General features: G+C 68.0%; 24 protein-coding genes. 10 read left to right on the top strand and 14 right to left on the bottom strand.

The genetic code is table 11. The annotated features are described in order from the left end of the window. The first annotated feature begins 253 nt into the window (after positions 1 to 253). The 4 genes from QCD75_RS04145 (at position 254) to QCD75_RS04130 (ending at position 3,560) form a co-directional block, all read left to right on the top strand. Positions 254 to 1,465: an NAD(P)-dependent malic enzyme gene (locus tag QCD75_RS04145; RefSeq protein WP_301226017.1), complete on the top strand. Its 1,212-nt coding sequence runs from the start codon at positions 254 to 256 to the stop codon at positions 1,463 to 1,465. Between the two features lie 138 nt (positions 1,466 to 1,603). After that, a complete protein-coding gene (locus QCD75_RS04140; protein WP_301226015.1) occupies positions 1,604 to 2,104 on the top strand; it encodes a DUF456 domain-containing protein in 501 nt (166 codons plus the stop codon). 37 nt (positions 2,105 to 2,141) lie between these two features. Beyond that, positions 2,142 to 3,131, top strand: coding sequence for a hypothetical protein (locus QCD75_RS04135; RefSeq protein WP_301226013.1), 990 nt, complete (start codon positions 2,142 to 2,144; stop codon positions 3,129 to 3,131). A 72-nt stretch (positions 3,132 to 3,203) separates the two neighbouring features. Further along, on the top strand, positions 3,204 to 3,560 hold the full coding sequence (locus QCD75_RS04130; protein ID WP_301226011.1) for a nuclear transport factor 2 family protein: 357 nt from the start codon (positions 3,204 to 3,206) through the stop codon (positions 3,558 to 3,560). Between the two features lie 2 nt (positions 3,561 to 3,562). On the opposite strand, the gene QCD75_RS04125 is transcribed toward QCD75_RS04130, so the two are convergent. Beyond that, complete coding sequence (locus QCD75_RS04125) at positions 3,563 to 4,213, bottom strand: LysE family translocator (protein WP_301226009.1); 651 nt, start codon at positions 4,211 to 4,213, stop codon at positions 3,563 to 3,565. Positions 4,214 to 4,316: 103 nt separating this feature from the next. Between QCD75_RS04125 and QCD75_RS04120 the strand changes: the two genes are divergently transcribed. Beyond that, positions 4,317 to 4,772, top strand: a complete 456-nt coding sequence (locus tag QCD75_RS04120) for an Lrp/AsnC family transcriptional regulator (RefSeq protein WP_301226007.1) — start codon at positions 4,317 to 4,319, stop codon at positions 4,770 to 4,772. On the opposite strand, the gene QCD75_RS04115 is transcribed toward QCD75_RS04120, so the two are convergent. Beyond that, positions 4,722 to 5,450, bottom strand: coding sequence for a hypothetical protein (locus QCD75_RS04115; protein ID WP_301226005.1), 729 nt, complete (start codon positions 5,448 to 5,450; stop codon positions 4,722 to 4,724). The two genes, QCD75_RS04120 and QCD75_RS04115, sit on opposite strands and share 51 nt — an antisense overlap. A 202-nt stretch (positions 5,451 to 5,652) precedes the next feature. Continuing rightward, entirely contained in the window at positions 5,653 to 6,111 is a 459-nt protein-coding gene (locus QCD75_RS04110; RefSeq protein WP_226758519.1) for an Lrp/AsnC family transcriptional regulator, read from the bottom strand. A 480-nt stretch (positions 6,112 to 6,591) separates the two neighbouring features. Between QCD75_RS04110 and gluQRS the strand changes: the two genes are divergently transcribed. Both gluQRS and QCD75_RS04100 read left to right on the top strand, forming a co-directional pair. Further along, a complete protein-coding gene (gene gluQRS, locus QCD75_RS04105; protein ID WP_301226003.1) occupies positions 6,592 to 7,488 on the top strand; it encodes a tRNA glutamyl-Q(34) synthetase GluQRS in 897 nt (298 codons plus the stop codon). A 9-nt stretch (positions 7,489 to 7,497) separates the two neighbouring features. Next, a complete protein-coding gene (locus QCD75_RS04100) occupies positions 7,498 to 8,181 on the top strand; it encodes an HD domain-containing protein (RefSeq protein WP_301226001.1) in 684 nt (227 codons plus the stop codon). A gap of 96 nt (positions 8,182 to 8,277) precedes the next feature. Here QCD75_RS04100 and QCD75_RS04095 read toward each other — a convergent pair whose 3' ends face one another. The 8 genes from QCD75_RS04095 to QCD75_RS04060 all read right to left on the bottom strand — a co-directional run bounded on the left by QCD75_RS04095 (position 8,278) and on the right by QCD75_RS04060 (position 16,631). After that, the gene (locus QCD75_RS04095) at positions 8,278 to 8,943 is read right to left on the bottom strand and encodes a transmembrane-type terpene cyclase (RefSeq protein WP_301225999.1); all 666 of its coding nucleotides are present in this window, start codon (positions 8,941 to 8,943) and stop codon (positions 8,278 to 8,280) included. A gap of 99 nt (positions 8,944 to 9,042) precedes the next feature. After that, positions 9,043 to 10,359, bottom strand: a complete 1,317-nt coding sequence (locus QCD75_RS04090; RefSeq protein ID WP_301225996.1) for an ATP-binding protein — start codon at positions 10,357 to 10,359, stop codon at positions 9,043 to 9,045. A 121-nt stretch (positions 10,360 to 10,480) separates the two neighbouring features. Continuing rightward, on the bottom strand, positions 10,481 to 12,052 hold the full coding sequence (locus QCD75_RS04085) for an amino acid permease (protein WP_301225994.1): 1,572 nt from the start codon (positions 12,050 to 12,052) through the stop codon (positions 10,481 to 10,483). Between the two features lie 26 nt (positions 12,053 to 12,078). Further along, positions 12,079 to 13,494 (bottom strand): aspartate ammonia-lyase, encoded by a 1,416-nt coding sequence (locus tag QCD75_RS04080; RefSeq protein ID WP_301225992.1) that lies wholly within the window; start codon positions 13,492 to 13,494, stop codon positions 12,079 to 12,081. An 8-nt stretch (positions 13,495 to 13,502) separates the two neighbouring features. Further along, positions 13,503 to 14,546, bottom strand: coding sequence for an asparaginase (locus QCD75_RS04075; protein ID WP_301225990.1), 1,044 nt, complete (start codon positions 14,544 to 14,546; stop codon positions 13,503 to 13,505). A gap of 46 nt (positions 14,547 to 14,592) precedes the next feature. Next, a complete protein-coding gene (locus QCD75_RS04070) occupies positions 14,593 to 15,300 on the bottom strand; it encodes a FadR/GntR family transcriptional regulator (RefSeq protein WP_301225988.1) in 708 nt (235 codons plus the stop codon). Between the two features lie 93 nt (positions 15,301 to 15,393). Further along, positions 15,394 to 15,996, bottom strand: a complete 603-nt coding sequence (locus QCD75_RS04065) for a DUF305 domain-containing protein (protein WP_301225986.1) — start codon at positions 15,994 to 15,996, stop codon at positions 15,394 to 15,396. Between the two features lie 107 nt (positions 15,997 to 16,103). Next, entirely contained in the window at positions 16,104 to 16,631 is a 528-nt protein-coding gene (locus QCD75_RS04060) for a hypothetical protein (RefSeq protein ID WP_301225984.1), read from the bottom strand. Between the two features lie 139 nt (positions 16,632 to 16,770). Here QCD75_RS04060 and QCD75_RS04055 point away from each other — a divergent pair, with 139 nt between their 5' ends. Continuing rightward, positions 16,771 to 17,106: an ArsR/SmtB family transcription factor gene (locus QCD75_RS04055; RefSeq protein WP_301225982.1), complete on the top strand. Its 336-nt coding sequence runs from the start codon at positions 16,771 to 16,773 to the stop codon at positions 17,104 to 17,106. Further along, positions 17,103 to 18,221 (top strand): cation diffusion facilitator family transporter, encoded by a 1,119-nt coding sequence (locus QCD75_RS04050; protein WP_301225980.1) that lies wholly within the window; start codon positions 17,103 to 17,105, stop codon positions 18,219 to 18,221. Before QCD75_RS04055 ends, QCD75_RS04050 begins: the two co-directional genes overlap by 4 nt. Here QCD75_RS04050 and QCD75_RS04045 read toward each other — a convergent pair. The 3 genes from QCD75_RS04045 to QCD75_RS04035 form a co-directional block, all read right to left on the bottom strand. After that, positions 18,218 to 19,174, bottom strand: a complete 957-nt coding sequence (locus QCD75_RS04045) for an L-lactate dehydrogenase (protein WP_301225978.1) — start codon at positions 19,172 to 19,174, stop codon at positions 18,218 to 18,220. The genes QCD75_RS04050 and QCD75_RS04045 overlap by 4 nt on opposite strands. Before the next feature lie 17 nt (positions 19,175 to 19,191). After that, positions 19,192 to 19,935 (bottom strand): glucose 1-dehydrogenase, encoded by a 744-nt coding sequence (locus QCD75_RS04040; protein WP_301225976.1) that lies wholly within the window; start codon positions 19,933 to 19,935, stop codon positions 19,192 to 19,194. A 163-nt stretch (positions 19,936 to 20,098) separates the two neighbouring features. Further along, positions 20,099 to 20,716, bottom strand: coding sequence for a uracil-DNA glycosylase (locus QCD75_RS04035; protein WP_301225974.1), 618 nt, complete (start codon positions 20,714 to 20,716; stop codon positions 20,099 to 20,101). 494 nt (positions 20,717 to 21,210) lie between these two features. Between QCD75_RS04035 and QCD75_RS04030 the strand changes: the two genes are divergently transcribed. Continuing rightward, on the top strand, positions 21,211 to 23,343 hold the full coding sequence (locus QCD75_RS04030; protein ID WP_301225972.1) for a beta-glucosidase family protein: 2,133 nt from the start codon (positions 21,211 to 21,213) through the stop codon (positions 23,341 to 23,343). The last annotated feature ends 101 nt before the right edge of the window (positions 23,344 to 23,444 follow it).

Genomic DNA, 23,444 nt, shown 5'->3' with positions numbered 1-23,444 from the left:
TGATGCAGCTCACTAAAAGTGTTGGATAAACGTTTCACCATTTGCTCGGGTGTGTCGTGCATCACGTCGCCGCCGCCGCGCGTTGTCTACCATTGCAGAACCGGAGCGGCCCAGCCGCTTGCAGTACCCCGGAGCGTCGCCGCAGACCCACCAACCACGGGTCGCAGCTGACGTTCCCCAGACCATCTTGAGCATCCCTGTGCTTGAGCTTCCATGAGCCGTATGCCCACGGTGAGCCCCAGGAGACAACGAAGTGTCCATTGAGACGATTAACCCCACCGACCCCGCGTCCGCAGCAGAGCCCGTAGCGGTGCTCAGCGACGAGGAAATTTTCGCGGCCCACCAGGGCGGCAAGCTTTCAATTTCCAGCACCGTGCCGCTCGCCAGCAAGCGCGACCTTTCCATCGCCTACACGCCCGGAGTCGCCCAGGTCAGCCGAGCCATCGCCGCCAACCCGGAACTCGCCAAAACCCTCACGTGGGCCCAGCGCCTCGTCGTCGTCGTCAGCGACGGCACAGCCGTCCTGGGCCTCGGGGACATCGGTGCCAGCGCCTCGCTGCCCGTGATGGAGGGCAAGTCAGCCCTGTTCAAGGCCTTCGGCGAGCTCGACTCCATCCCGCTGGTGCTCAACACCACCAACGTTGACGAGATCGTGGAGACCCTCGTCCGCCTGCGTCCGAGCTTCGGCGCAGTCAACCTCGAGGATGTCTCGGCGCCGCGTTGCTTCGAGCTCGAGGAAAAGCTCATCGAGGCCCTCGACTGCCCCGTCATGCACGATGACCAGCACGGCACCGCCGTCGTCGTCCTCGCGGCCCTGACCGGCGCCGCCAAGGTAACCGGACGCGAACTCGAGAAGCTGCGCGTTGTCGTCTCGGGCGCCGGCGCCGCCGGGATCGCCGTGGCACAGATGCTGCTCACCGCCGGAATCACCGACGTCGTACTGCTGGACTCCCGCGGTGTCATCAACAGCGAGCGTGCGGACATCGCCGCCGATCCCGCCAGCAAGAAGGCCCAGCTGGCCTTGAGCGGCAACCCGCGCGGCGTCTCCGGCGGACCCGCCGATGCCCTGCTGGACGCCGACGTGTTCATCGGCGTCTCCTCCTCCAAGCTTGCCGAGGAGCACCTCAAGCTCATGAGCCAGGACTCGATCGTGTTCGCGCTGTCCAACCCGGACCCCGAGGTCCTGCCGGAGGTAGCACGCCGGTACGCGGCCGTCGTCGCCACCGGCCGCAGCGACTTCCCGAACCAGATCAACAACGTCCTCGCGTTCCCCGGCATCTTCCGGGGCGCCCTCGATGCCGGCGCCCGCCGGATCACGCCGGCCATGAAGCTGGCTGCGGCCCGCGCCATCGCGGCACTGGCCGAAGAGGACCTCTCGGCCGACTACATCGTCCCCAGTCCGCTGGACCCGCGCGTGGCACCGGCAGTTTCGGCCGCCGTCGCCGCGGCGGTTGAAGCCGAGTAGCAATAGCTAAACAGACGACGACGGCGGCGCTTCCTTGGGGGATGCGGCGCCGTCGCCGTCTTTTGCGCTCCGGCGCCCTCCTGGCGGACCGCCCCGGACCGCCCGCTGTCGCGACCTAGCGCGACCTAGACTGGGGCGATGAACACCGAGACAGTTGTGACGATCGTGTGTGGCCTCGCCATCCTTGTGGGCGTGGCCGGCACCGTCATCCCCGTGCTTCCCGGCAGCATCCTGATCGGTCTGAGCCTGCTGGCCTGGGCTATCTGGGGCGGCGCCGGAACCACCGGCTGGGTGGTCTTCGGGATCGGCCTGGTCTTCGTCCTCGCCGGGATGGCCGCCAGCGCGGTCCTGACCGGCCGGAAGCTCAAACAACACAGCATTCCCGGCCGCTCGGTGGTGGCCGGGCTCGTCTTCGGTGTCGTGGGAATGTTGATCATTCCCGTCGTGGGCCTGTTCGTGGGGTTCGCCGCCGGTCTCCTGCTGAGTGAACTGCACCGCACGCGCGCTTTCGGCACCGCGATGGCATCGAGTTGGGCCGCACTGAAGGCCACGGGGCTGGGAATGATCGTGGAGTTCGGGCTCGCCTGCCTTGCCGGCAGCACCTGGGTGATCGGCCTGTGGATTTCGGCTGCGGCCTAGCCTGCCGCGGCCTCCCGCAGAGAACTAGCATGGAGGTATGAGCGCCGGACCAGCAGAATCCGCACCCCGCCCCGTCCTTTACCGCGACCTCCGCGACCTGACGCCGTTCCGCACGGCGGTCATCCGGACGCCGGTCCGCGGCCTCGCCGAAGGTGTAGGGGGTGCGGTCTCCGGAATCCTGGCCGGACGGACCCGCGGTATCCTGCCCGTGGAGGGCGGCGCACCGCGGCTCGGCAAAGTGGGCCGCAAGGCGCCGGGCAAGGCCGCGAAGGAGGTGCACGCCGCGATCTTCGGCAGCTCGGACCCAAACCGGCTGATCGCCCTGGCGCACAGCTACCCCGGGTGGGCCGGGCTGTGCTACCTGATGGCGGGGCTGCTGAGCTACGCCCACGGCGGCCACCTGCGCGCCGCTGAACTGCTCCAGCGCGGGATGCTGACCAGGAACGAGGACGACGCGAACCTTTATGCCTCCGCCTATCTAAGCCGGGTTGTCACCCGGGTGACCGTGGCCGAGCGGGTCGAGGTTCCGGTTCTCTTCAGCGAGGAAGGGGTGTTCCTGGCGCTTTCCCACTCGTTGCGCGAGGCCGGCCAGACCGAGGCTGCCCTCGCGGCGCTGACCGGACTGCCGCCGTCGTTGCCCATGGCGCTGGCGCGGTGCTCGCTCGCCGCCGTCCTGGGGCGGCACGGGGACGTGGTGGAAGACACTGACGGGCTGCGCAACGGTGATGACCTCGCGGCGGCGCTGCTCCTGGTGCGGGCACGCTCGCTCCGGAAGCTTGGTGCCAACGCGTCCGCCCGGGCCGTCCTGCAGGAGGTCCTGCGCCGGCGCGGGACCGACTTCACACTCCGCAGCGATGCCCTGACGGACCGGGCGCTCCTGCTGCTGGACAACGGGCGGAAGGCGTTGAACCGGCTGGAGTGGCAACACCGCCAGCCCGTGGAACTGGAAACGGTCCGGGCCATCCGCAAGGACGCGGAGCTGCATGAGCTCTGGGACCGCGAATACGGCTGGACCGATGACGACTGAACCAGGGCAAAAGGTCCCGCGCCGGATACACAACCCTTGCCGGCCGCCGGAAACAGGGAGTAAAAACGACGCATGAGAGATGCCTCAACGCGCTGGATGCAGCACTACATCACAGCCTGGACGTCAAACGATCCGGAGGACATCAGGGCCCTCTTCACCGAGGACGCTGTGTACGCCACCCGCCCGGACGATCCCGAGCCGTGGACCGGGCGCGAGGAGATCGTGGAGCGCTGGATCGCCGCGCGGGATGAGCCGGGGGACTGGACGTTCGGGTGGAAACTCCTGGGGGTCGACGGCGGGCGGGCCTTCGTGCAGGGCCGCACCGAGTACCGAGGCAACAGCCGCAGCTACGACAACCTGTGGATCATCCAGCTGACAGGGGACGGCCGCGCCACGGCGTTCACCGAGTGGTACATGAAGCGCAAGTGACCTCAGCCGCGCGACAGGGCGTGGCCCAGGAACGGAACTAGCTGCTCGGACAGCAGCACAGCCCCCAGGGCCACCATGATGATGCCGCTGGCGAGCGTCACCCTCCGCGCCGCGCCCGGCCGGGAGTGCAGCAGTTTCCGTGCCAGCAACGCAACGCAGCTGTAGACCACTGCGACCAGCAGCACGAAGGTCAGGCCCAGGAGGCCGGACTGCACCGGCACCGGCAGCGACGCCTCCGGGCTGACAAACTGCGGCACCAGGGCCACGTAGAACAGCAGGCCCTTCGGGTTGATGCCGCTGGTGCCCATGCCCTGCAGGAAGGTCCGGAATTGGTTCCCCGGCGCCCGCGCCTCGGCGCTGCCGAAGCTCGCCCCGCGCCAGGATTGGATGGTAGTAAGTCCGAGCCAGAGGAGGTAGGCCGCGCCGGCCGCCGTCAGCCACCCCAGCACACCCGGGATCCCGGTGAGCAGGGCCGCCAGGCCCGCGACCAGAAGCACAGTGTGCAGCAGGTAGCCGCCGCAGAGTCCCGCGACCGCGGGCACGAAGCTGCGTTGCTTCAGCCCTGCGGTGATGGAATAGGCCCAGTCGACCCCGGGGGTGCAGGCAAGGGCGCCGGCGACCACCAGAAAGGCGAGGAAAAGCTGAGGGTTCATGGCGGTCTCCTGAGGGGCGGGTACAGGAAAAGTCTAGGAAAATTTCCGCCAGAAGTGTTCCCTCTTTTCGCGGTAAAACGCCGCCAGACGGTAAGATTATTGCGTGATTGACCACTTGGACAGAAGTATTTTGCGTCATCTCAAAGAGGACGGCCGCATGACGGCAACGGCGCTCGCCGCCAAGGTGGGACTGACCGTGGCTCCATGCCACCGGCGGCTCCGCGACCTGGAGGCATCCGGCGTCATCCGCGGCTACCGGGCGGACATCGATCCGGCCGCGGTGGGGCTCGGGTTCGAGGCGATCGTGTTCGTCACGCTCCGCCAGGTGGACCGGGCAACGATGGAGATTTTCGAGAACCGCGTGGCTGACAACCCCAACATCGTGGAGGCCCAGCGGCTGTTCGGTTCCCCCGACTACCTGCTTAAAGTCATCGCCGAGGACCTGCCCGCCTACCAGCGCTTCTACGACAGCGAGCTGACCTCGCTGCCCGGCGTCGAGCGGTTGACGTCAACGCTGGTCATGAAGAACCTGAAAACCAATACCGGGCCGCCGGTGTAGGCTGCGGCGGTGGTGTTTCCGGGACTGCCGGACAGGGCTGACCTGCACGATGATGACCTGGACGTCCTTCGAGCCGTCGTAGCGGAGGTCATAGCTCACGTTAAGGCCGGTGGCGGTGCCCGGGCCGAGGGCGAAGCTGCTCTTCCCCTCCGGCTGGCCGCTGATGGAGGCTATCCACGCTTCCGCAGCGCGGCTCTCGATGCCGTACCGCTGTACCCCGTCGCGAATCAGGGCGAAGTACTCGTCCCGGGTATCCGCGCTCAGGAAGTACGTGACCTGGCTGAAATCGGGCTGGGTGTCCGTGGTCAGAAAACGGATGCGGTCCGTCTGCCCCCGGATCTCGCCGCTCGGAGCGGCGACGGTGAGCGCGATCTTGCCCGCGCCATGGGTGCTGATTTCCGGACCGCCGGCGTCGTCCGTGACGCGCACCGCTGACTTGAGCAGCTCCCCGCCCCTCATGTCCAGTCGTGCCCTGCGGCTGCTTTCGATCTGCTGCACACCTGCAGCGTCGAGGGCGGAATATTCAGAGGATGCCGCAGTGTCCCCCTGGGACGGACCCGGCACGGAGGCAGAGCCGGAGGGCGGACCGGCCGGTTGGCAGCCCGTGACCAGGAGGCTTGAGCCCAGGGCCGCTGCGGCGAGGGCGGCAGCCCAAGGCCTGGCCCGGAGGTGCGTCATCCCCGGACCCCCTGGGCACTGCAGCGGCCGCCGCCGGCCAGGTCCCCGGCCTGTCGGCGCAGCCGGGCGGCATCCGCCCCGCAAAAGTTGTCCGCCATCTGTCCCCCGCTTTGGCTGTACCAGCTTGAATCCCCAGGTCAGCGTAGCCGCAATCCGGCGCAGGCAGCGATGGGGAGGACTCCCCGCCGGCGCGGCAGGAGAATCAGGAGCCCAGCAGCCCCGTTGTCCGGTAGGGAATGACCTCACGCAGGAACATGCTCGTGGAGGTCCGCACAATGCCGGGACAAAGCCGGATTTCCTCGGAGACGCGGTACAGGTCATCCGGGCTCTTCGCTACCACCCGGATCAGCAGGTCGGTCTCGCCGGCCGGGGCGTGGCATTCGAGCACCTCGGGGATGTTCCGCAGCGCGGCGATCGCCTCGTTCAGGTGGCTCTGGTCCAGTTCCGCACTCACCGAGGCCGCCACCCCCCGGCCCAGCGCCGAGGGCAGCACCCGGCTGCTGTTCGGCCGCAGGGCGCCCGACGCCGCCATCCGCTCCAGCCGGGACTGCACGGTGCCGCGCGCCAGGGCCAGCTTCTGGGCCAGCACCATGATCGGCAGCCGGGGATCCTCATCGAGGGCGAGGAGAATCCGCCTGTCCGTAGCGTCGAGTTCCTGCAATGTGACCACTTCCTGTACGTGATTCCTGCCTGAATTGATCAGTCCGACTAGTGTAATCCCTGCCTATTGTGCCAACTGTAGGACTTCTGTTGAAATAGTGACAACAAAGGGACACGGGCCACCGCCGGTTCCCACAGGCTACAAGCACCCCGGCACACCACCCGGACCTTGGATGAGGCTTCCCGCAAGGAACCCGCCCGCTGACTGACTCTTGTTCACACCATCGTCATTCCGCATAAAGCCCCGCAACCGCAGTGCCATGGCCCGGAGCAACGCCCCGGGCCCGGCACGGCAAGAGCCCCTGAGCCACCGACGTCGGTTTCCCCGAAGTCATCGGTAGCTGAGGGGCTCTTGTGTGTCCACCGCCCCCAAGGCAACGCGGGGTCACCTCGGGCCCATGTTCGGCCCCGACATGGGCCGGAGGTGACCCCGGGTTGCTATTGGAATGGCTCCGGCGCGGGCGGCGCATAGGCTGGTGCCATGACCTCTGCCGGCCGCTTCGCCCCCAGCCCTTCCGGCGAACTGCACGTCGGCAACCTCCGCACGGCCATCCTGGCCTGGCTCTTCGCCCGGTCCACCCGCAGGCAGTTCCTCATGCGCGTTGAGGACCTGGACCGCGCCCGGGCCGGCGCCGAGGCGGGGCAGCTCCGGGACCTGGCCGCGATCGGCGTGACCTGGGACGGCGGCGTCGTCCGCCAGACGGACCGCAGGCCCCTCTACGCGGAAGTGATCGCCCGGCTGACCGCCGCGGGACTGACGTACGAGTGCTTCTGCACCCGCCGCGAGATCCAGGAGGCGCCGTCTGCGCCGCACGCCCCGCAGGGAGCCTACCCGGGCACCTGCCGGGAGCTGTCCGCGGCGGAGCGTGAAGCCAGACGTGCCGTCCGCCCCGCGGCGATCCGGCTCCGGTCCGCCGTCACCGAGGCGAACGTCCAGGACGTGCTGAAAGGCAGTTACACCGGCGTGGTGGATGACTTTGTGCTCCGCCGCAACGACGGCGTGACCGCCTACAACCTCGCCGTCGTCGTGGACGACGCCGCCCAGGGCATCGACCAGGTGGTTCGCGGGGACGACCTGCTGCCCTCCACGCCGCGGCAGGTCTACCTCGCCTCGCTGCTGAATATGCCCGTTCCGGAATATGCCCACGTTCCGCTCGTGCTGAACGCCGACGGCGCCCGGCTGGCCAAGCGCGACGGCGCCGTCACGCTCGCGGACCTTTCGGCCGCCGGCATACCCGTCGGCCAGGTGCGCGACGCGCTGCTGGCATCCCTCGGGCTGCCGGCCGGGCCGCTGGAGCATGCCCTGGCCGTGTTTGACCCCACCGCACTGCCGCGGGAGCCGTGGGTCTGGCCCGGGATGGCCGGCCCGGACGCGTAGGCTTGAACCATGTCAGAACCAGAGTCCAGTGAAGCGCGCAGCCCGCAGCCGAGTTTTACCGTCGAGACAGCGAAAATCCTCGCCGAAGTGGCCCACAACCGCCAGAAGGACAAGCTCAAGCGCCCCTACCGGGAGCACGTGATCGCTGTCGGGGATGCCCTGGCGGACTTCGACGACGACATCCGGATTGCCGGCTATCTGCACGACATCGCCGAGGACACCCCGATGACCCGGCAGGCACTGCTGGACATGGGCGTCTCCGAGCGTGCCGTGGACATCATTGAGCGCGTGACCAAGCGCCTGCATGAGAACCCTGACGACTACCAGGCCGGTATCCGTTACATCGCCGAGGACCACGACGCCACCCTGGTGAAGATCGCGGATAACGCGCACAATTCCCTGCCCGAGCGCGTCAGGGCGTTGGCCGAGAAGTGGCCGGACAAGCCGCCGGTCACCCGCTATAACGAGGCCCGCCCGGTGCTTTATGCCGCAGTTCCGGTGGAGGAAACCCGGAAGATCCTGGCCCGGATCAACCCGTGGCTGCTGGAGGAGCTGGACGATCTGCTCGACGAGGCGGACGACACTGACTACGAAAACCTCTCCTATGACGATGCCCCGGAGGGCGAGTCGTCCGGGGCGGAACCGGCGGAAACCGCGGCCGTGGCCTCAGAGTCCCGGCCGCACCAGGACTGAGCCCCCGCCGGCCGCACCAGGGCTGAGCCCCCGCTGGCGGCAGCGGTTCCGTCCCCAACCCCGGGACCGCCGTCGCCCGCTCACAGCAACGCGGGGTCACATAGCGCCCATCCCGGGGCCCAACATGGGCGATATCTGACCCCGCGTTGCGGTTGGCAGGGACCGCGCCCGCCACAGCAGGCCGATGTAGGCGAGATCGAAGACGCTGCAGAGGATGCCGACGCCCAGGATCAGCGGCGAGTTGCCATACCAGCCGAACACAACGGTGGGTGCAAGGGTCCCGATCCACTTGGCCACCGCAATCAGCAGGGATTGGCCGCGGGATCCCCGGCGGGCAACAAACATGGCGATGAACAGCCCGGACATCAGCAGATTCTGCAGGAACGCCGCGTAGCGCGCAGCGTCGGTCCAGCCGAACTCGACCACGAACAGCAACTGAACTGCGAAGGACGTGGCGCCCAGCAGGAGCGCCCAGCCGATGAAGAGCGGCCGTGTCACCCAGGCCGGCAGCTCGGAACGGCCGAACCGGAGGAAGGTGTACACAATCACGACGTCGGCGAGTGCCCACGCGATGTTGAAGACCCCCTGGGCCGAGATTCCGGTCGCAACAGACCTCGCGGCATAGATGGTCTCCCAGGCGAAGTTGAGTCCGAGGGCCGCGGCCGGAATCGCGTAGCTTCGGTCCCTGAACCCGATCCGGATGCCATCAACGTAGACCGCGGTCCAGGCGAGGCCGCTCACAACCGTCAGGAACAGGATCATGGCTTCCTCTCTGGCTCACCACTCAAGCAACGCGGGGTCACATCCGGCCCATTCCGGGGTTCAACATGGGCGATATCTGACCCCGCGTTGCGGTGGGAGTTACACCCGGCCCAGGGCGTCGATGTCCTCGAGGAACTGCTCGTGGACCTCGTCGCTGACCGTGGTCCGCGTGTCGGCGATCGCGTCGAGGTAGTCCTGCGTCGCGGGACCCTTCCGGACCGCGTCGCGAATGGAGGCAGTGGGACTGGAAGCCAGCCCGCCGTCGTCGTACACGGCCTTCTCAAGCGCCCGCTGGGACGCGCTCCGGGCCGCGTATTCGATGTCCGCGGGGGAGAAGCCCTCGGTCCGGTCCACCAGCAGCTCCACGTCCACGTCGTCCACTACCGTCGCGGGAATGAAGCGCTGCCACATGGCCTCCCGGGCCTGGCGGTCGGGCAGGCCGATGGGGATGACATAGTCGAACCGGCCGTGGCGTAGGAACGCGGTATCCAGGGCACGGATGAAGTTGGTGGCGCAGACCAGCAAGCGGCCGGGCTGCTCGCGGAAGGCCGGGATGATCTTGAGGAGTTCGTTGGTGACGCCCTGCAGCGGCGACGGCGGTTCGCCGGACCGCTGGGAGGCGATCTCCTCCACCTCATCGATGAAGACGACGGCGTGCTCCAGCTCCGCGATCTCCAGGAACGTCTCACGCAGCGCACCCGCGAGGCCCTTGGGGTCGGAGGCCAGGCGGGAGGGGAAGACCTCCACGAAAGGCCATTCGAGGCGGGAGGCGATCGCCTTCGCGAAGGTGGTCTTCCCGGTGCCGGGAGGGCCGAAGAGGACGACGGCGCGCGGCGGGACCACACCGTATTCGTCCGCGAGGTCGGCCTCGGCCAGCGGCAGGACCAGGCGGCGTTCCAGCAGCTCCTTCTCGTTCCGCATGCCGGCGACGTTTTCCCAGAGGTCACGGGCCAGGATCCGGCCGCCGAGCTGGCTGAGGGGTTCCAGTTCCTGGCGCTGCACCGGGATCTTGCGTTCGAAATAGCGCAGGTTCTTCTTCAGGACGAAGCCGCGGCCCAGGAACGCCTCCACCCGGGTCTCGGATTCCGGCATGAGCGCGGAGAGCTTGTTCAGCCCGTGCGGGGCCATCCGGTTCTCGACGGCGGCCAGCAGCGAGGTGCCGATCCCACGGCCGCGGTACTCGGGGAGGGTCGCCAGGAACACGATCCAGCCCTGGTCGTGGGCGGCGCGTCCGACGGCGGCGCCCACGACCTGATCGCCCTGCACCGCGACCACGGCATGGTCCTTTTCGCAGGAGGCCAGCACCTCGGAGAGCGCGTAGACCGGCTCGACGTTGCTGGCCTTGAGGGTCTCCCAGAGGTGAAGGATGCCGTCAAGATCGGCGGAATGGAAATCCCTGATTCGCCAGTTGGTCATAAGGTGTCTCCCGGGTGGTTCGTCGCTGAGCCAGTGTGAATCCTTCCGTCGAGCATATGCGAACCGCCGCCCGGAGAGGTTGCGGGGACGTTGCGTTACGGGGAGGCGGAATGCCGAAAGGCTACTTCGGGTCTCCGCTGGCGCTCCCTGCGGGCCGGGCAGCCACGAGCGGATACGGGCCGGTGAAGCCGTCCCGGACGGCGGCGATTTCCAGGATGCGGTGCCGGCAGAGGCGCCAGCCGAGCATCAGGAGCGGCACGATGACCACGAGGGACGCGATGGTCCACGTTCCCACCGGCGAGTCGAATGCCATGAGGACCAGCACTGCCAGGAGGAAGGCCAGCGTGAGCCAGCCCGTGACAGGAGCACCAGGCATCCGGAAAGTCGGGCGGAGCAGCTCCCCGCGGGCCGCGAGCCGTGCGAGCTGCATCTGGCAGAGGACGATCATGGCCCACGTGCTGATGATGCCCAGCGATGCGACGTTCAGGACGATCTCGAAGGCCTCGGCCGGGACCAAGGCGTTCAGGATGACGCCCAGGAGGGCCACGCCGGCGGTCAGGGCGATGCCGCCGTAGGGGACGCCGGACTTGTTCATCCGGGCGGCGAATTTCGGCGCAGACCCCGAAACGGACATGGAACGCATGATCCGGCCGGTGGAGTAGAGGCCGGCGTTGAGCGAGGACAGTGCCGCGGTCAGGACCACGAGGTTCATGATGGCATCCACGCCCTCGATCCCGATGGAGCCGAAGAACGTCACGAACGGGCTTTCGCCGGCCTTGTAGGAGCTGTAAGGCAGCAGCAGCGAGAGCAGCACGAGCGAGCCGACGTAGAACACCGCGATACGGACGATCACCGTGTTGATGGCCCGCGGCATGATTTTTTCCGGGTTGTCCGTTTCGCCGGCGGCGGTGCCGATCAGCTCAATCGAGGCGTACGCGAACACGACACCCTGCATCACCACGATTGCGGGCAGCAGGCCGTTGGGGAACATGCCGCCGTTGTCCGCGATCAGGCTGAACCCGACCTCCTGGCCGGCGACGGGGGTGCCGAAGATGACGAAGTAGATGCCGACCACCAGGAAGGACGTAAGCGCCACCACCTTGATCAGGGCGAACCAGAATTCGAGCTCGCCGAAGACCTTGACGCTGATGAGGTTGAGGCCCAGGACCAGGATCAGGGCGGCCAGGGCCCAAGTCCACTGCGGTACATCCGCGATTGGCGCCCAGTACTTCTTGAAGAAGTTCATGTAGAGCGCGACGGCGGTGATGTCCACGATCGCCGTCATGGCCCAGTTCAGCCAGTACAGCCAGCCCGTGACGAACGCGGCCTTCTCGCCGAAGAATTCACGGGCGTAGGAGACGAACGAACCCGACGACGGCCGGTGCATCACGAGTTCGCCAAGGGCGCGCAGGATCATGAAGGCGAAGAATCCGCAGACGGCATAGCTGATGGCCAGGGCCGGGCCGGCGGTGGCGAGGCGGCCGCCGGCGCCCATGAACAGGCCGGTGCCGATGGCACCGCCGATCGCGATCATCTGGACCTGCCGGGGTTTGAGGCCCTTGTGGTAGCCCTGGTCCTCGGCGTGGAGCGCGGCCTCGGTGGCATGGGAGTGCGCCGGAATGGTGTGGTCGGTGACAGCCTGCCGCTGTGGGGCCTGTTGTTTTTGGGCGCGGGCAGTTTCGGGATACGTCATGGGAATCCTTTGGGTTCGAGGGTGCTTTACTTGCTCAAGTTGGCCAGGCGCTGCGGGCTGAGGAGGTCGGTGAGCTGCTCGGCGGTGAGCAGCCCGTGTCCAAGCACCAGCTCCGCGACACCCTTGCCGGTGGCGAGGGCTTCCTGCGCGATGGCCGTGGCCGTGGCGTAGCCCAGGTGCGGGTTGAGGGCGGTGACCAGCCCGATTGACTGTTCCACTGTGAGGCGGAGGTGTTCGGTGTTGGCGGTGATGCCCCGGACGCAGCGGGCCGTGAGGGTGCGGCAGGCGGCTTCCAGGTGGGAGATGCTCTTGTGGAGGCTGTGGACAATGATCGGTTCGAAAGCGTTGAGCTGCAGCTGACCGGCCTCGGCGGCCATGGTGATGGTGACGTCGTTGCCGATGACCTCGTAAGCCACCTGGCTGACCACTTCGGGGATGACCGGATTGATCTTGCCGGGCATGATCGAGGAGCCGGACTGCACGGCGGGGAGGTTGATCTCGCCGAACCCGGCGCGCGGTCCGGAGGAGAGCAGACGCAGGTCGTTGCAGATCTTGGACAGTTTCACGGCGACCCGCTTGAGCACGCCGGAGAGGTGCACGAAGGCGCCGACGTCCTGGGTGGCTTCGATCAGGTCCACTGCCGTGACGAGGGGCAGGCCCGTGATCTCCGCCAGGTGCCGGCAGGCGGCCTCGGCATATCCGGCCGGTGCGTTGAGGCCGGTGCCGATCGCGGTGGCGCCGAGGTTGATTTCGTGGATCAGCAGGTCGGCTTCGGCCAGGCGGAGCCGGTCCTCGCCGATCGTGACGGCGTAGGTGCCGAATTCCTGGCCGAGCGTCATAGGAACGGCGTCCTGCAGCTGGGTGCGGCCCATCTTCACCACCGTGCGGAATTCGAGCGCCTTGGCGGCGAAGGCGTCCTCGAGTTCGGTGAGGGCATCGAGGAGTTCCCTCGCGGCGAAGATCGTGCCGAGCTTGACCGCGGTGGGGTAGACGTCGTTGGTGGACTGGCTGAGGTTGACGTGGTCATTGGGGTGCAGCCGCGCGTAGTCGCCCTTCGGGTGTCCGAGGATTTCCAGGGCACGGTTGGCGATCACCTCGTTGGCGTTCATGTTCGACGACGTCCCGGCACCGCCTTGGATGACGTCCACGACGAACTGCTCGCTGAGCTTGCCGTTCATGACGTCCGTGCAGGCCTCCTCGATGGCCCGGGCGCGCCCGGCGTCGAGCAGCCCGAGCTCGTGGTTGGTGCGGGCGGCGGCCAGTTTCACGGCGGCCAGCCCACGGACAAGATACATGTTGGAGGCAAGGGGCTGGCCCGTGATGGGGAAGTTCTCCACGGCCCGGAGGGTGTGGACACCCCAGTAGGCGCCGGCGGGAACATCCCGGTCGCCCAGAAGGTCGTGTTCGGAGCGGAAGTCTGCGCGTTCGTCGAGCGATGTCATGGCGGTCCTTACGGGGCGTCGGGAGCGTTGGAGGTTTCGGAGGAAGGCAGGAAATCGGCGGCCTGCAGCAGCCCGACGGGCCGGCCGCCGCCCAGCACAGGTGCTGTGGCAAGGTGCGCCAGGGGCGAGGTGTCGACGTCGAGCGCTGCCAGAATCCGCACGGTGACGGGCATCCGGGCGCGGTCTCCGCCGTCGGAGATCTTCACGGCGACGGCGCGGCCGTCGGGCAGGCCTGCCAGCTGGACGCCCTCGAAGCCGTCCTTGGCCAGCAGCCCCGGGACCAGGCTCATCAGCGCCGTGACGTCGCGGTCCTCGCCCGCCACCATGACGGGGTGGCGGCGCATGGCGCGTGCGACGGCGGCTTCCGCGCTGCCGCCGGATCCGGCTGCCGCGGCCAGCCGCCCGAACGCGCGGGCCATGCCGCGCAGGGTGAGGGCGAAGAGCGGCGTGCCGCAGCCGTCAGTGGAGGTGCGCTCCGGTTCGTCGCCGGTCAGCTCCAGTACGGTCCCGGCCACGAGCTGCTGCAGCGGGTGCGCCGGGTCGAGGTAGCCCTGGACCGGCCAGCCGTTGATGACGCAGGTGGCGGCCATCGCGGCGTGCTTTCCGGAGCAGTTCTGCGCCAGGCGGGTGGCCTGCCCGCCGCCCCTGAGCCATTCCTCGCGCTCGCGGACTCCATAGGGGAGGTCAGTGCTGTTCTCGAGGTCGCCAGGGGTCAGTCCATGCAGGTCCAGGATGCGCAGCGCCCCGTCGCGGTGGGCCGCGGCGCCGGAGTGGCTGGCGGCGGCGAGGGCGAGGAGTTCCTCCGGGAGGTCCAGGCCGGCGCGGACCATGGCAACAGCCTGCAGGGGCTTGAGGGCGGAGCGCGGGTAGAACGGGGCGAGGGGCTCGCCGGCGGCCAGGAGGGTGCGGCCATCCGCCGCGGTGGCGATAGCGGAGCCGTAGTGGACGCTCTCGACGAGGCCGTCGCGGGTCTGGACCGCGAGCGGGGCGTGCTGCGGGAGTCGCTCCGGGGCCAGCGGCGTCGGGATGTGCACGAGGGCAGGAGAAATCATTGCGTCCTTTGGCGGTGGTGTGGGTAACTGGTCAAGCTGGCGGGGGTCAGGCGCCTGCAAGGGGGTTGAGGATCGAGTCAAGGGCAAGGCCAACGGCATGCAGGTGCTGGCTCATGGCGATGCGCGCTGTTGCCGCGTCGCCGGCTTCGATGGCGGCCAGGATGCGCCGGTGCTCCTCATCGGAGGCGTGCTGGCGGTCCGCCACCATGTTCAGGGTTTCGGACTGGTGGGCCAGGGCCTCCCGGATGTCCGCGACTACGTTTTCGAACACCTTGTTCCGGCTGGCCCTCGCGATCAGCGCGTGGAAGCTCGAGTCCAGGCCCACCCACACTTCGGGGTCGTCCTCGGCGGTCATCGCGGCGACGATGTCCCGCAGGCTGTCCAGTTCCTCCGGCGACCGCCGTTCCGCCGCCAGCCCGGCGGCAGGAACCTCGATGTGGGGACGTGCCTCGGTGAGGTCGCGTGCTGAGTATTGGCCAAGGACCAGGTCCTTGGCTACGCGGTCGGCGACGACAAAGGTGCCCCGCCCGGTCCTGGTGACGGTCAGCCCCAGGGCGGTGCAGGAACGCAACGCCTCGCGGACCACGGAGCGGCTCACGCCGTACTGCTGGGCGAGCGTGGCCTCGGAGCTCAGCTTGGCGCCGACGCCGAGCTTGCCGGACTCGATTTCGGAGCGGAGGACATTGAAGACTGCTTCGGCCGCGCCGAGGCGGGCGAGAGGCTGTCCTGCTGTCCGGCTGTCTGACAGGTTCACGCTTAAAATATGGCAGGGATCACACCGGGGTGTCAACTGTGACGGCGGCCCCGGGGCCCGGGGCCGCCGTCATCGTGGTGCTCTGAGGCCGGTCTACAGCGCGACGAGCAGGTCCTTCATGTCCTGGATCTCGCCCGTCTGGGAGGCCGCGATGTCCTTGCCCAGCTGGATGGCCGCCGCGTCCTGGCCGGAGCGGACCTCGGCGTTCGCCATCTCGACGGCGCCTTCGTGGTGGGCGATCATCTGGCTGAGGAACAGCCGGGCGGCCTCGGTGCGCTGGGCGGCGTTGAGCTTCTCGAGGTCGTCGTCGTTCATCATGCCGGTCATGGAGTGGCCGCCGGGCGCCTGGGTGGGTTCGTTCCAGTCGTTGAGCCAGCCGGTCATCTTCTCGATCTCGGGCGCCTGGGCTGCCTTGATCTTCGTTGCCAGCGCGGTGACCCTGGCATCGATGCCCTGCTTCTTCAGGATCATGTCGCTCATCTCCACGGCCTGGGCGTGGTGCGGAATCATGACCTGGGCAAACATCGCGTCCGAGCCGTTGTGGTCCGCGTCCCCGGCGGCGGGGACCGGGCTCGCCGCCATGGTGCTGTGGTCCATGCCGGGCATGCTGCTCCCGCCGGAAGCGGATCCGCTGGAGCAGCCCGCCAGCGCAATGACGGCGGCGAGGGTGGCGGAAATGGTGAGGGTCTTCTTCATGGAAAATCGTGTCCTTTGTGGATCCGGTGGCGGAACCGTTGGTCTGGGGGCACGCGGCCGCCTCTGGGAGGGGGGTGCGCCGGCGTCGTCACGGCACATGCCCAGTCCTACGTGCGGCTGATGGACAGATCCCGGGGAGTTGGTGTCCCGGGATGATAGCTGCGGCCCGGCGGCCGGGCTGCCAAGGCTGGCGTCCAGGATTGCATCGCCAGCGGCGTGGTCCCGGGCGGCGGGGCGCTCAGGGAAGCGCCCGCCGGGGAGGGCGTGCAGTCAACGTGAACCGCCGAGTTGTCGGCGCACCCGCCTGGGCAGACGCACGACGGCGGCACTTCAGTACCGCCGACGGTCACCGAGGCTGGCGTCACCGGGACGGGCGTCGCGGCGGCGGTCGGCGGCGCCGTCAGGACAGTGTTGTGGCTGGCGTGGCCGTCGTGGGCGGGTGCGGTTGTTGAGGCCGCAGAGTGCTCCGCCGCGGCTTGGCTGGCGCTGCCAGGATGCGGCTCCTGGGAGTGCATCCCATGGGAGCCGGACAAGATGTGCATGCCCAGGAAGCCGGCGAGCACAGCGAGAATTCCGGCCAGCAGCACGGCGCGGCGAAGAGCGGAGGCGGCCCCTGCCGGGCTGACTGCGGTCACGGTCCTCCCTTTCGCGCGCTCGGGGTGGTTTTCAGGCTACCGGTGTTCAACGAAACGTCCGGGCATTGTGTTCCAGCCACCCATGTCCGTCGGCCGTGAGCAGTTTGGCCGAGGCGGACAACTATGACAGTATCTGCGTATGAATGCAGATATGCAGGTTGAGGTCGACAGCCCCCACGTGGAGCTCGCCGTCGAGGTGTTCTCGATGCTGGCCGACAGCACACGGGTCCGGCTGATCCTCGCTTTGGGGGACGGGGAACTGCCGGTCAACGCGCTCGCCGAGAAAGTAGGGAAACCGGCGTCGGCCGTCTCGCAGCACCTGGCCAAGATGCGGCTGGGCGGCATGGTCGCCACGCGGCAGGAAGGCACCAGAGTCTTTTACCGGCTGCAGAATGACCACGCCCGCCAACTGGTGATGGACGCGATCCACCAGGCAGAGCACGCGCTCGGCACCGCCCCGGGGCACGGCGCATGAACCGCCCGTCGGACGCCGTGGACGAACACAGCAGCGGCGGCGCTCAGGAGCCCACCCACGACGTCGGCGCTGTCCACAAAGACCACCACCCGCATGACCACGGCCACGACCACCCGGACCGCCACGGCCATGACCACCCGCATGACCACGGCCATACACACGCCAAGGGTCTCAAGGGCTGGCTCCAGTCGGTCTTCGTCCCGCACTCGCACGACGCCGCGGACTCCATCGACGAGGCGCTCGAATCCAGCTCGCAGGGCATCCGCGCGGTCAAGGTCTCCCTGCTGGGGCTCGGCACCACCTCGCTCTTCCAGCTGGTGATCGTGCTGGTCAGCGGCTCGGTGGCGCTGCTGGCAGACACGGTGCACAACTTCTCCGACGCGCTGACTGCGGTCCCGCTCTGGATCGCGTTTCTGCTGGGCCGCCGCAAGGCCACCCGGACGTACACCTACGGTTTCGGCCGGGCCGAGGACCTCGCCGGGCTGTTCATCGTGGCAATGATCGCGCTCTCCGCGGTGGTGGCCGCCGTCGAATCCATCCGGCGCATCTTCGAACCCCAGCCCGTGCACAACCTTGGCTGGGTTCTCGCCGCCGGGCTGGTGGGCTTCGCAGGCAACGAACTCGTGGCGATCTACCGGATCCGCGTCGGCCGGCGGATCGGTTCCGCGGCTTTGGTGGCCGACGGCATCCACGCCAGGACGGACGGCTTTACCTCGCTGGCGGTTGTGGCGGGCGTCGTCGGCGTCTGGCTCGGCTTCCCGCTCGCGGACCCGATCGTGGGCCTGCTGATCTCCGCCGCCATCGTCGTCCTCCTCTGGGGCACGGTGCGCGACGTCGGACGGCGGCTGATGGACGGCGTCGACCCCGAGCTGACGGAACGGGTTGAGGCCGTGATCGCGGAACATGCCACAGCCGGTGGCGCCGCGCGGCTGCGCTGGTCCGGACACCGGCTGCACGTCGAGGTCACGGTGCCTGTGGCGACGGAGGCGCACCTCGTTGAACTCGCCTCCGTGACGTCCAATGTGGAACGCGGGATCCGGCGGGCATTGCCCCACGTCGGCTCGGTGACCGTCGTGCCCGGCTTCGCCGCCGACGGGGCGGCGAAGAGCGCCTAAATTCCCAGCGTGGCGAGACTCTGCTGCAGCGTCTCCGCCGAGTGGTGCAGCGAGGCGAGTTCCCCGTCGTCCATGGGGGTATCCAGGACCTGGCGGACCCCGTCGTGCCCCACGATGCTCGGCAGGGACAGCGCCACCCCGGTGATTCCGTACTCGCCGTCCAACACGGTGGACACCGGGAGGACCGCGTTTTCCCCGCGCATCAGGGCCTCCACGATGCGCGCGCCGGACAGCCCGATCGCGTAATTTGTGGCGCCTTTTCCGGCAATCACCTTGTAGGCGGCCTGCGTCACTTCGCGCGCGGTGTCGGCGAGGTAGTCGGACGTGAAGACGGGTTCCCCGTCGACCTTCCAGTTGCGGATCGGGACCGGGCCGATCGTTGCGCCGGACCAGATGGGGAATTCGGTGTCGCCGTGCTCGCCCACCATGCTGGCGTGGACGCTGGTGAGGGAGACGCCGGCCTTCCGCGCCAGCAGCCAGCGCAGCCGGGACGTATCGAGGACGGTGCCGGAGGAGAAGATGCGGGAGGACGGCAGGCCGGAGATCTTCTGGGCGGCGACGGTTAAGACGTCGCAGGGGTTGGTCACCAGGACGTAGACGGCGTCCGGGGCGTGCGTGAGGAGTTGCGGCATGAGCTGTTCGAGGATGCGGACGTTCGTGCCGGCCAGGTCCAGCCGTGTCTGGCCCGGCGCCTGTTTGGCCCCGGCAGTGATGACGACGACGTCGGCCCCTTCCGTTGCGGAAATATCCCCGCCGCCGATGACGGTTGCCGCAGCGGCGGCGAACTGGGTGCCATGGGCCAGGTCCAGCACCTCCGCCTCGGCCTTCGTTGCGTTGACGTCGAAGAGGGCCACGTTGCTGGCCGAGCCGCGGATCAGGGCGGCGTAGGCGAGGGAGGTGCCGACGCTTCCGGCGCCGACAATTGCGAGCTTAGATCCGCCACTCTGGGACATGGGCTTCTACTTTCCGGTCAGACGGCGGGTGGTGCGACAGTGCCGGCCGTTTCGCCGCCGTCGATCACAAATTCGGCGCCCGTGACAAACGAGGACTCGTCGCCGGCCAGGTACACGGCCAGGTCGGCGACCTCACTGGGTTGCCCGACCCGGTGCAGGGGGACATGTCCAGTGTCGAAAGTCATTCCGGCGGTCATGGGCGTCTCGATGACCCCCGGATGGACTGAGTTTACCCGGATGCCGAAGCCGCCAAGATCCAGAGCGGCGCTCTTGGTCAGGCCGCGGACCCCGAATTTCGACGCTGTGTATCCGGAGAGGTTCTCATAGCCCCGGAGGCCGGCAATCGAGGAGATGTTAATGATGGCGGCGGTGGCTGCACGTTTCATGGACGGCGCCGAAGCCTTGATCCCGTTGAAGACCCCGGTGAGGTTCACATCGATGATCCGGGCCCACTGCTCGTGCGGATATTCGTCGATCCGGCCGAAGTTCACCATGCCGGCATTGTTGACCAGGATACTGAGGCTGCCGAACGCGGTTACGGCCTCGCTCACCGCCGCGTCCCAGTCCGGCGGCTTCGTCACGTCCAGGTGGACATAGCGGACGCCGGTCCCGAGTTGGCGCGCCAGTTGCCGGCCGTCCTCGTCGAGGACATCGCCGACGACGACCCTGGCCCCTTCGTCCAGGAAGCGTTTGGCGATGGCTGCGCCGATTCCGCGGGCGCCGCCGCTGACCAGGGCCACTTTGCCGTCCAACCGTCCCATAGCTGAGTCCTTTTCGGCCGCGAGCCGCACGAGGGACACGTCGGTCCGGGCTCGTCTCCAGCTCACCAAGGACTGCCGGGCTTGGGCAGGGCCGTTGGACCCTAGGCGGGTCCGGTGCGCAATGGAATAGGAGCCGCCGTCGTGCGCGTTCTGAGCCGCCGGCTCAGAGGTGCTGGATGCCTGCCCGCTGCATGGCGTCCTTGTAGACCTCGACGTTCTTGCTCAGGAGTTCATCCTGCTTGGCGGCCGAGACGGCGAAGGCGCGGCCGCCCAGGGCCGTGGCCTTGTAGATCTTGACGCCGCGGTTCTTCAGGGAGGAGTGGTAGGTCTTCTCGAAGAGCGTCAGGAAGGCATGGGCATCAGCGCCGTGGGCGATGACGGCGGAGACGCGCTTATTGATCTTGAGGAACTGGCGGAACGGCCGCAGTCCGTCCGTCTTCTCCTGGACGTTCAGCGCCGAGGGCAGTTCGGGGTCGCGGACCCAAGGGTAGGCGTTCCACGGCATCACGTAGCGGGGGTCGAGTTCGACGGCCTCGTAGATGGAGGTGGCGCGGCGGGCGGTCTCGTCATCGTTGAAGTGGGAGACGAAGCCCGATTCGGTGCCCTTGCCCGGGGCGATGTGGAGGCTGACGATCCGGCACTCGTCCTCGTCGTGGACGGGATCGATGTAGGGGACGACCGACCCCGGCTTCTTTTCCATCAGTTCGTCGCAAAGCTGCGTTACGGCGGCGATGTTCGGTTCCTGCAGCAGGGTCTTCTTTTCGTCCCAGTCAATCGTCACGATTTCTCCCTCAGCGCTCGGCGTCCAGAATCAGGCGTCTGGTTCCACTCTACGCTTTTGGGCGCCGGGGCGTTTTTTCGGTCGCGCGGAAGAGGCGACGGACCCCTAGTCACGGGCGGACAGCCGGGCGTACGCTTAAAGCGCCTGCAGGTAACCATCTGGTTTAGCCGGGTCGTTCAGGACATGAAAATGTCCGAGCCATCTCATAGCGAGATCGCGAAGGTACCTGCAGGCCTCGCATTTAAAGGCGCAGGCCTTGCATTTAAAGGCGGCGCGCGTGGAGTTCCGCATTGCAGCCGAATCCGCAACGCCAACCTGGGTCAGGTGCGCTCACAACGGAGTGACCCCCGCCGCAGTTGAATCCGGTCGCCGCAGCGCGAGAATCCGCCCAAATCTCTGGCCCTTGCCGGCCGCCACGGGCATGATGGAACCGATCCCAGGTCCTCCGCCCCGCGCCCAACGCCCGCCGGGTCGTCCCCGAAAGCAGGCGAAGCGTGAATTCAGAAGCGATGGAACGGGCCCGTGAAGTTGAGGCGCAGCTGACGGATGAGGAACGTTTTTCACTCCTGATCAGCGTTATGGGTGCCAATGAGGTGCTCCAGGACAAGGATCCGCGCATCCCGGACGGCGTCCCGATGAGTGCCGGCTACACGCCCGGGATCGCGCGGCTGGGCATCCCCGCCCTGCTGATGAGCGACGCGAGCCTGGGCGTCACCAACCCGGGCTACCGGGAGGGCGACACCGCCACGGCGCTGCCGGCGTCGATCGCTCTGGGCGCCAGCTTCAACCCCGGGCTCGCCCGCAGATCCGGGCAGCTGGTGGGCCGGGAGGCCCGCAGCAAAGGGCTCAACGTCCAGCTCGCCGGCGGACTCAACCTGCACCGCGACCCGCGAAACGGCCGGAACTTTGAGTACCTCTCCGAGGACCCCTGGCTTACCGGAGTCCTCGGCGCGGAGTCGGTCAAGGGCATCCAGGGCGAGCAGGTCATCTCCACGGTCAAGCACTTTTCCCTGAACTGCAACGAGACCAACCGCCACTGGCTGGACGCCATCATCGACCCTGCCGCGCACCGGGAATCCGACCTGCTCGCCTTCGAAATCGCCATCGAGCGTGCCCGGCCCGGCGCGGTCATGACCGGCTACAACAAGATCAACGGCACCTACGCGGGCGGCAACGGCCCGCTGCTTCAGGGAATCCTGAAGGGCGCCTGGGGTTTCCCCGGCTGGGTGATGTCCGACTGGGGTGCGACGCCCAGCTGGGAGTTCGCGCTCCGGGGCCAGGACCAGGAATCCGGCGTGCAGATCGACGTGATGATGTGGGGGCAGGAGACCTTCACCGCCCCGCTGCGCGCGGCGTACGCGGCGGGTGAACTCCCCAAGGATCGCCTGTCCGAGATGGTGCAGCGCATCCTCTACGCCATCTTCGACGTCGGCATCGACCGCTGGGAGGGAACGCCCGACGTCGACCTCGCCGCCCATGCCGACATCGCCCTGGAGACCGCGCGGCAGGGGATTGTGCTGCTGAAGAACGACGGGGTGCTTCCGCTGGAGGCGCCCCCAGTTCCTGCCGCGCCCTTCAGGATCGCGGTCATCGGGGGACATGCCCAGCTCGGCGTACCCTCCGGCTGCGGCTCAAGCGCCGTCACCCCGCCTGGCGGCTACGCCGAGGTCCACTCCATCGGCGGCCCGGGCATTATGGGCAGCATGCGGAACCTGTACCTGCTGCCCTCCTCCCCGCTGGCGGAACTGCAGAAGCTGCTGCCCGACGCCGAAATTGAATACGACCCCGGGATGAGCCCGGCCGAGGCAGCGCTGCTGGCGCGCCGCTCCGACCTCGCCGTCGTTTTTGGCATCCGTGTGGAGGGCGAGGGCTACGACAACGCCGACCTGTCCCTGCCGTGGGGCCAGGACGCCGTGATCGAGGCGGTCGCGGGCGCCAACCCGAACACCGTGGTGGTCCTCGAGACCGGCAACCCCGTGGCGATGCCGTGGCTTCCTAAAGTCAGGGCGGTCCTGGCGGCCTGGTACCCCGGCCAGCGCGGCGGCCAGGCGATCGCTGAAATCCTCGCCGGTGTCACAAACCCGTCCGGGAAACTCCCGCTGACCTTCCCGACGGGCTTGGACCAGACGCCGCGGCCTGAGCTGCCGGGCCTCGGCACGCCGTGGGGTACCCCGACGGCGGTCAACTACAACGAGGGATCCGACGTCGGGTACCGCTGGTTTGCGAAGACCGGCCAGGAACCCCTGTTCCCCTTCGGCCACGGACTCAGCTACACCAGGTTCGGCTATGCGGACCTGGCAGTGCAGGACCGGGGCCGGGTGCTAGCCGAGTTCACCGTCACCAATGCGGGGCCGCGCCGCGGCGCGGATGTGCCCCAGCTCTACCTGCTCGAGGATCCTGCGGGGCCCCGGATGCGGCTGCTCGGCTTCGAACGCGTGGACCTGGAACCCGGCGAATCGCGGACCGTCTCGCTGGACGTTGATCCGCGGCTGCTGGCCTCCTACGACACCGGCCGCGGGCAGTGGCACACCCGTGGTGGCAGCTACCGCCTGGCGCTCGGGCACTCGGCCCGTGACTACACCATGGAGGCCGACGTGTCCCTGTCCGAGTCGTGGTTCGGGCGGTAGCCGGCCGGGTTACCCGGCAGTGTCTCAGGACGGAGAGCCGGGTACCGGCGGGGCCATGGATTGGTAGGTGTGGCCGGTGGGGGTGGTCACCTCGAGGGTGT

The sequence above is a fragment of the Arthrobacter sp. PsM3 genome (genome assembly GCF_030433895.1).
Classification (GTDB): Bacteria; Actinomycetota; Actinomycetes; order Actinomycetales; family Micrococcaceae; genus Arthrobacter.
Note: the sequence above shows the minus strand (reverse complement) of the source record. Positions and strands in the feature narration are given on the sequence as shown.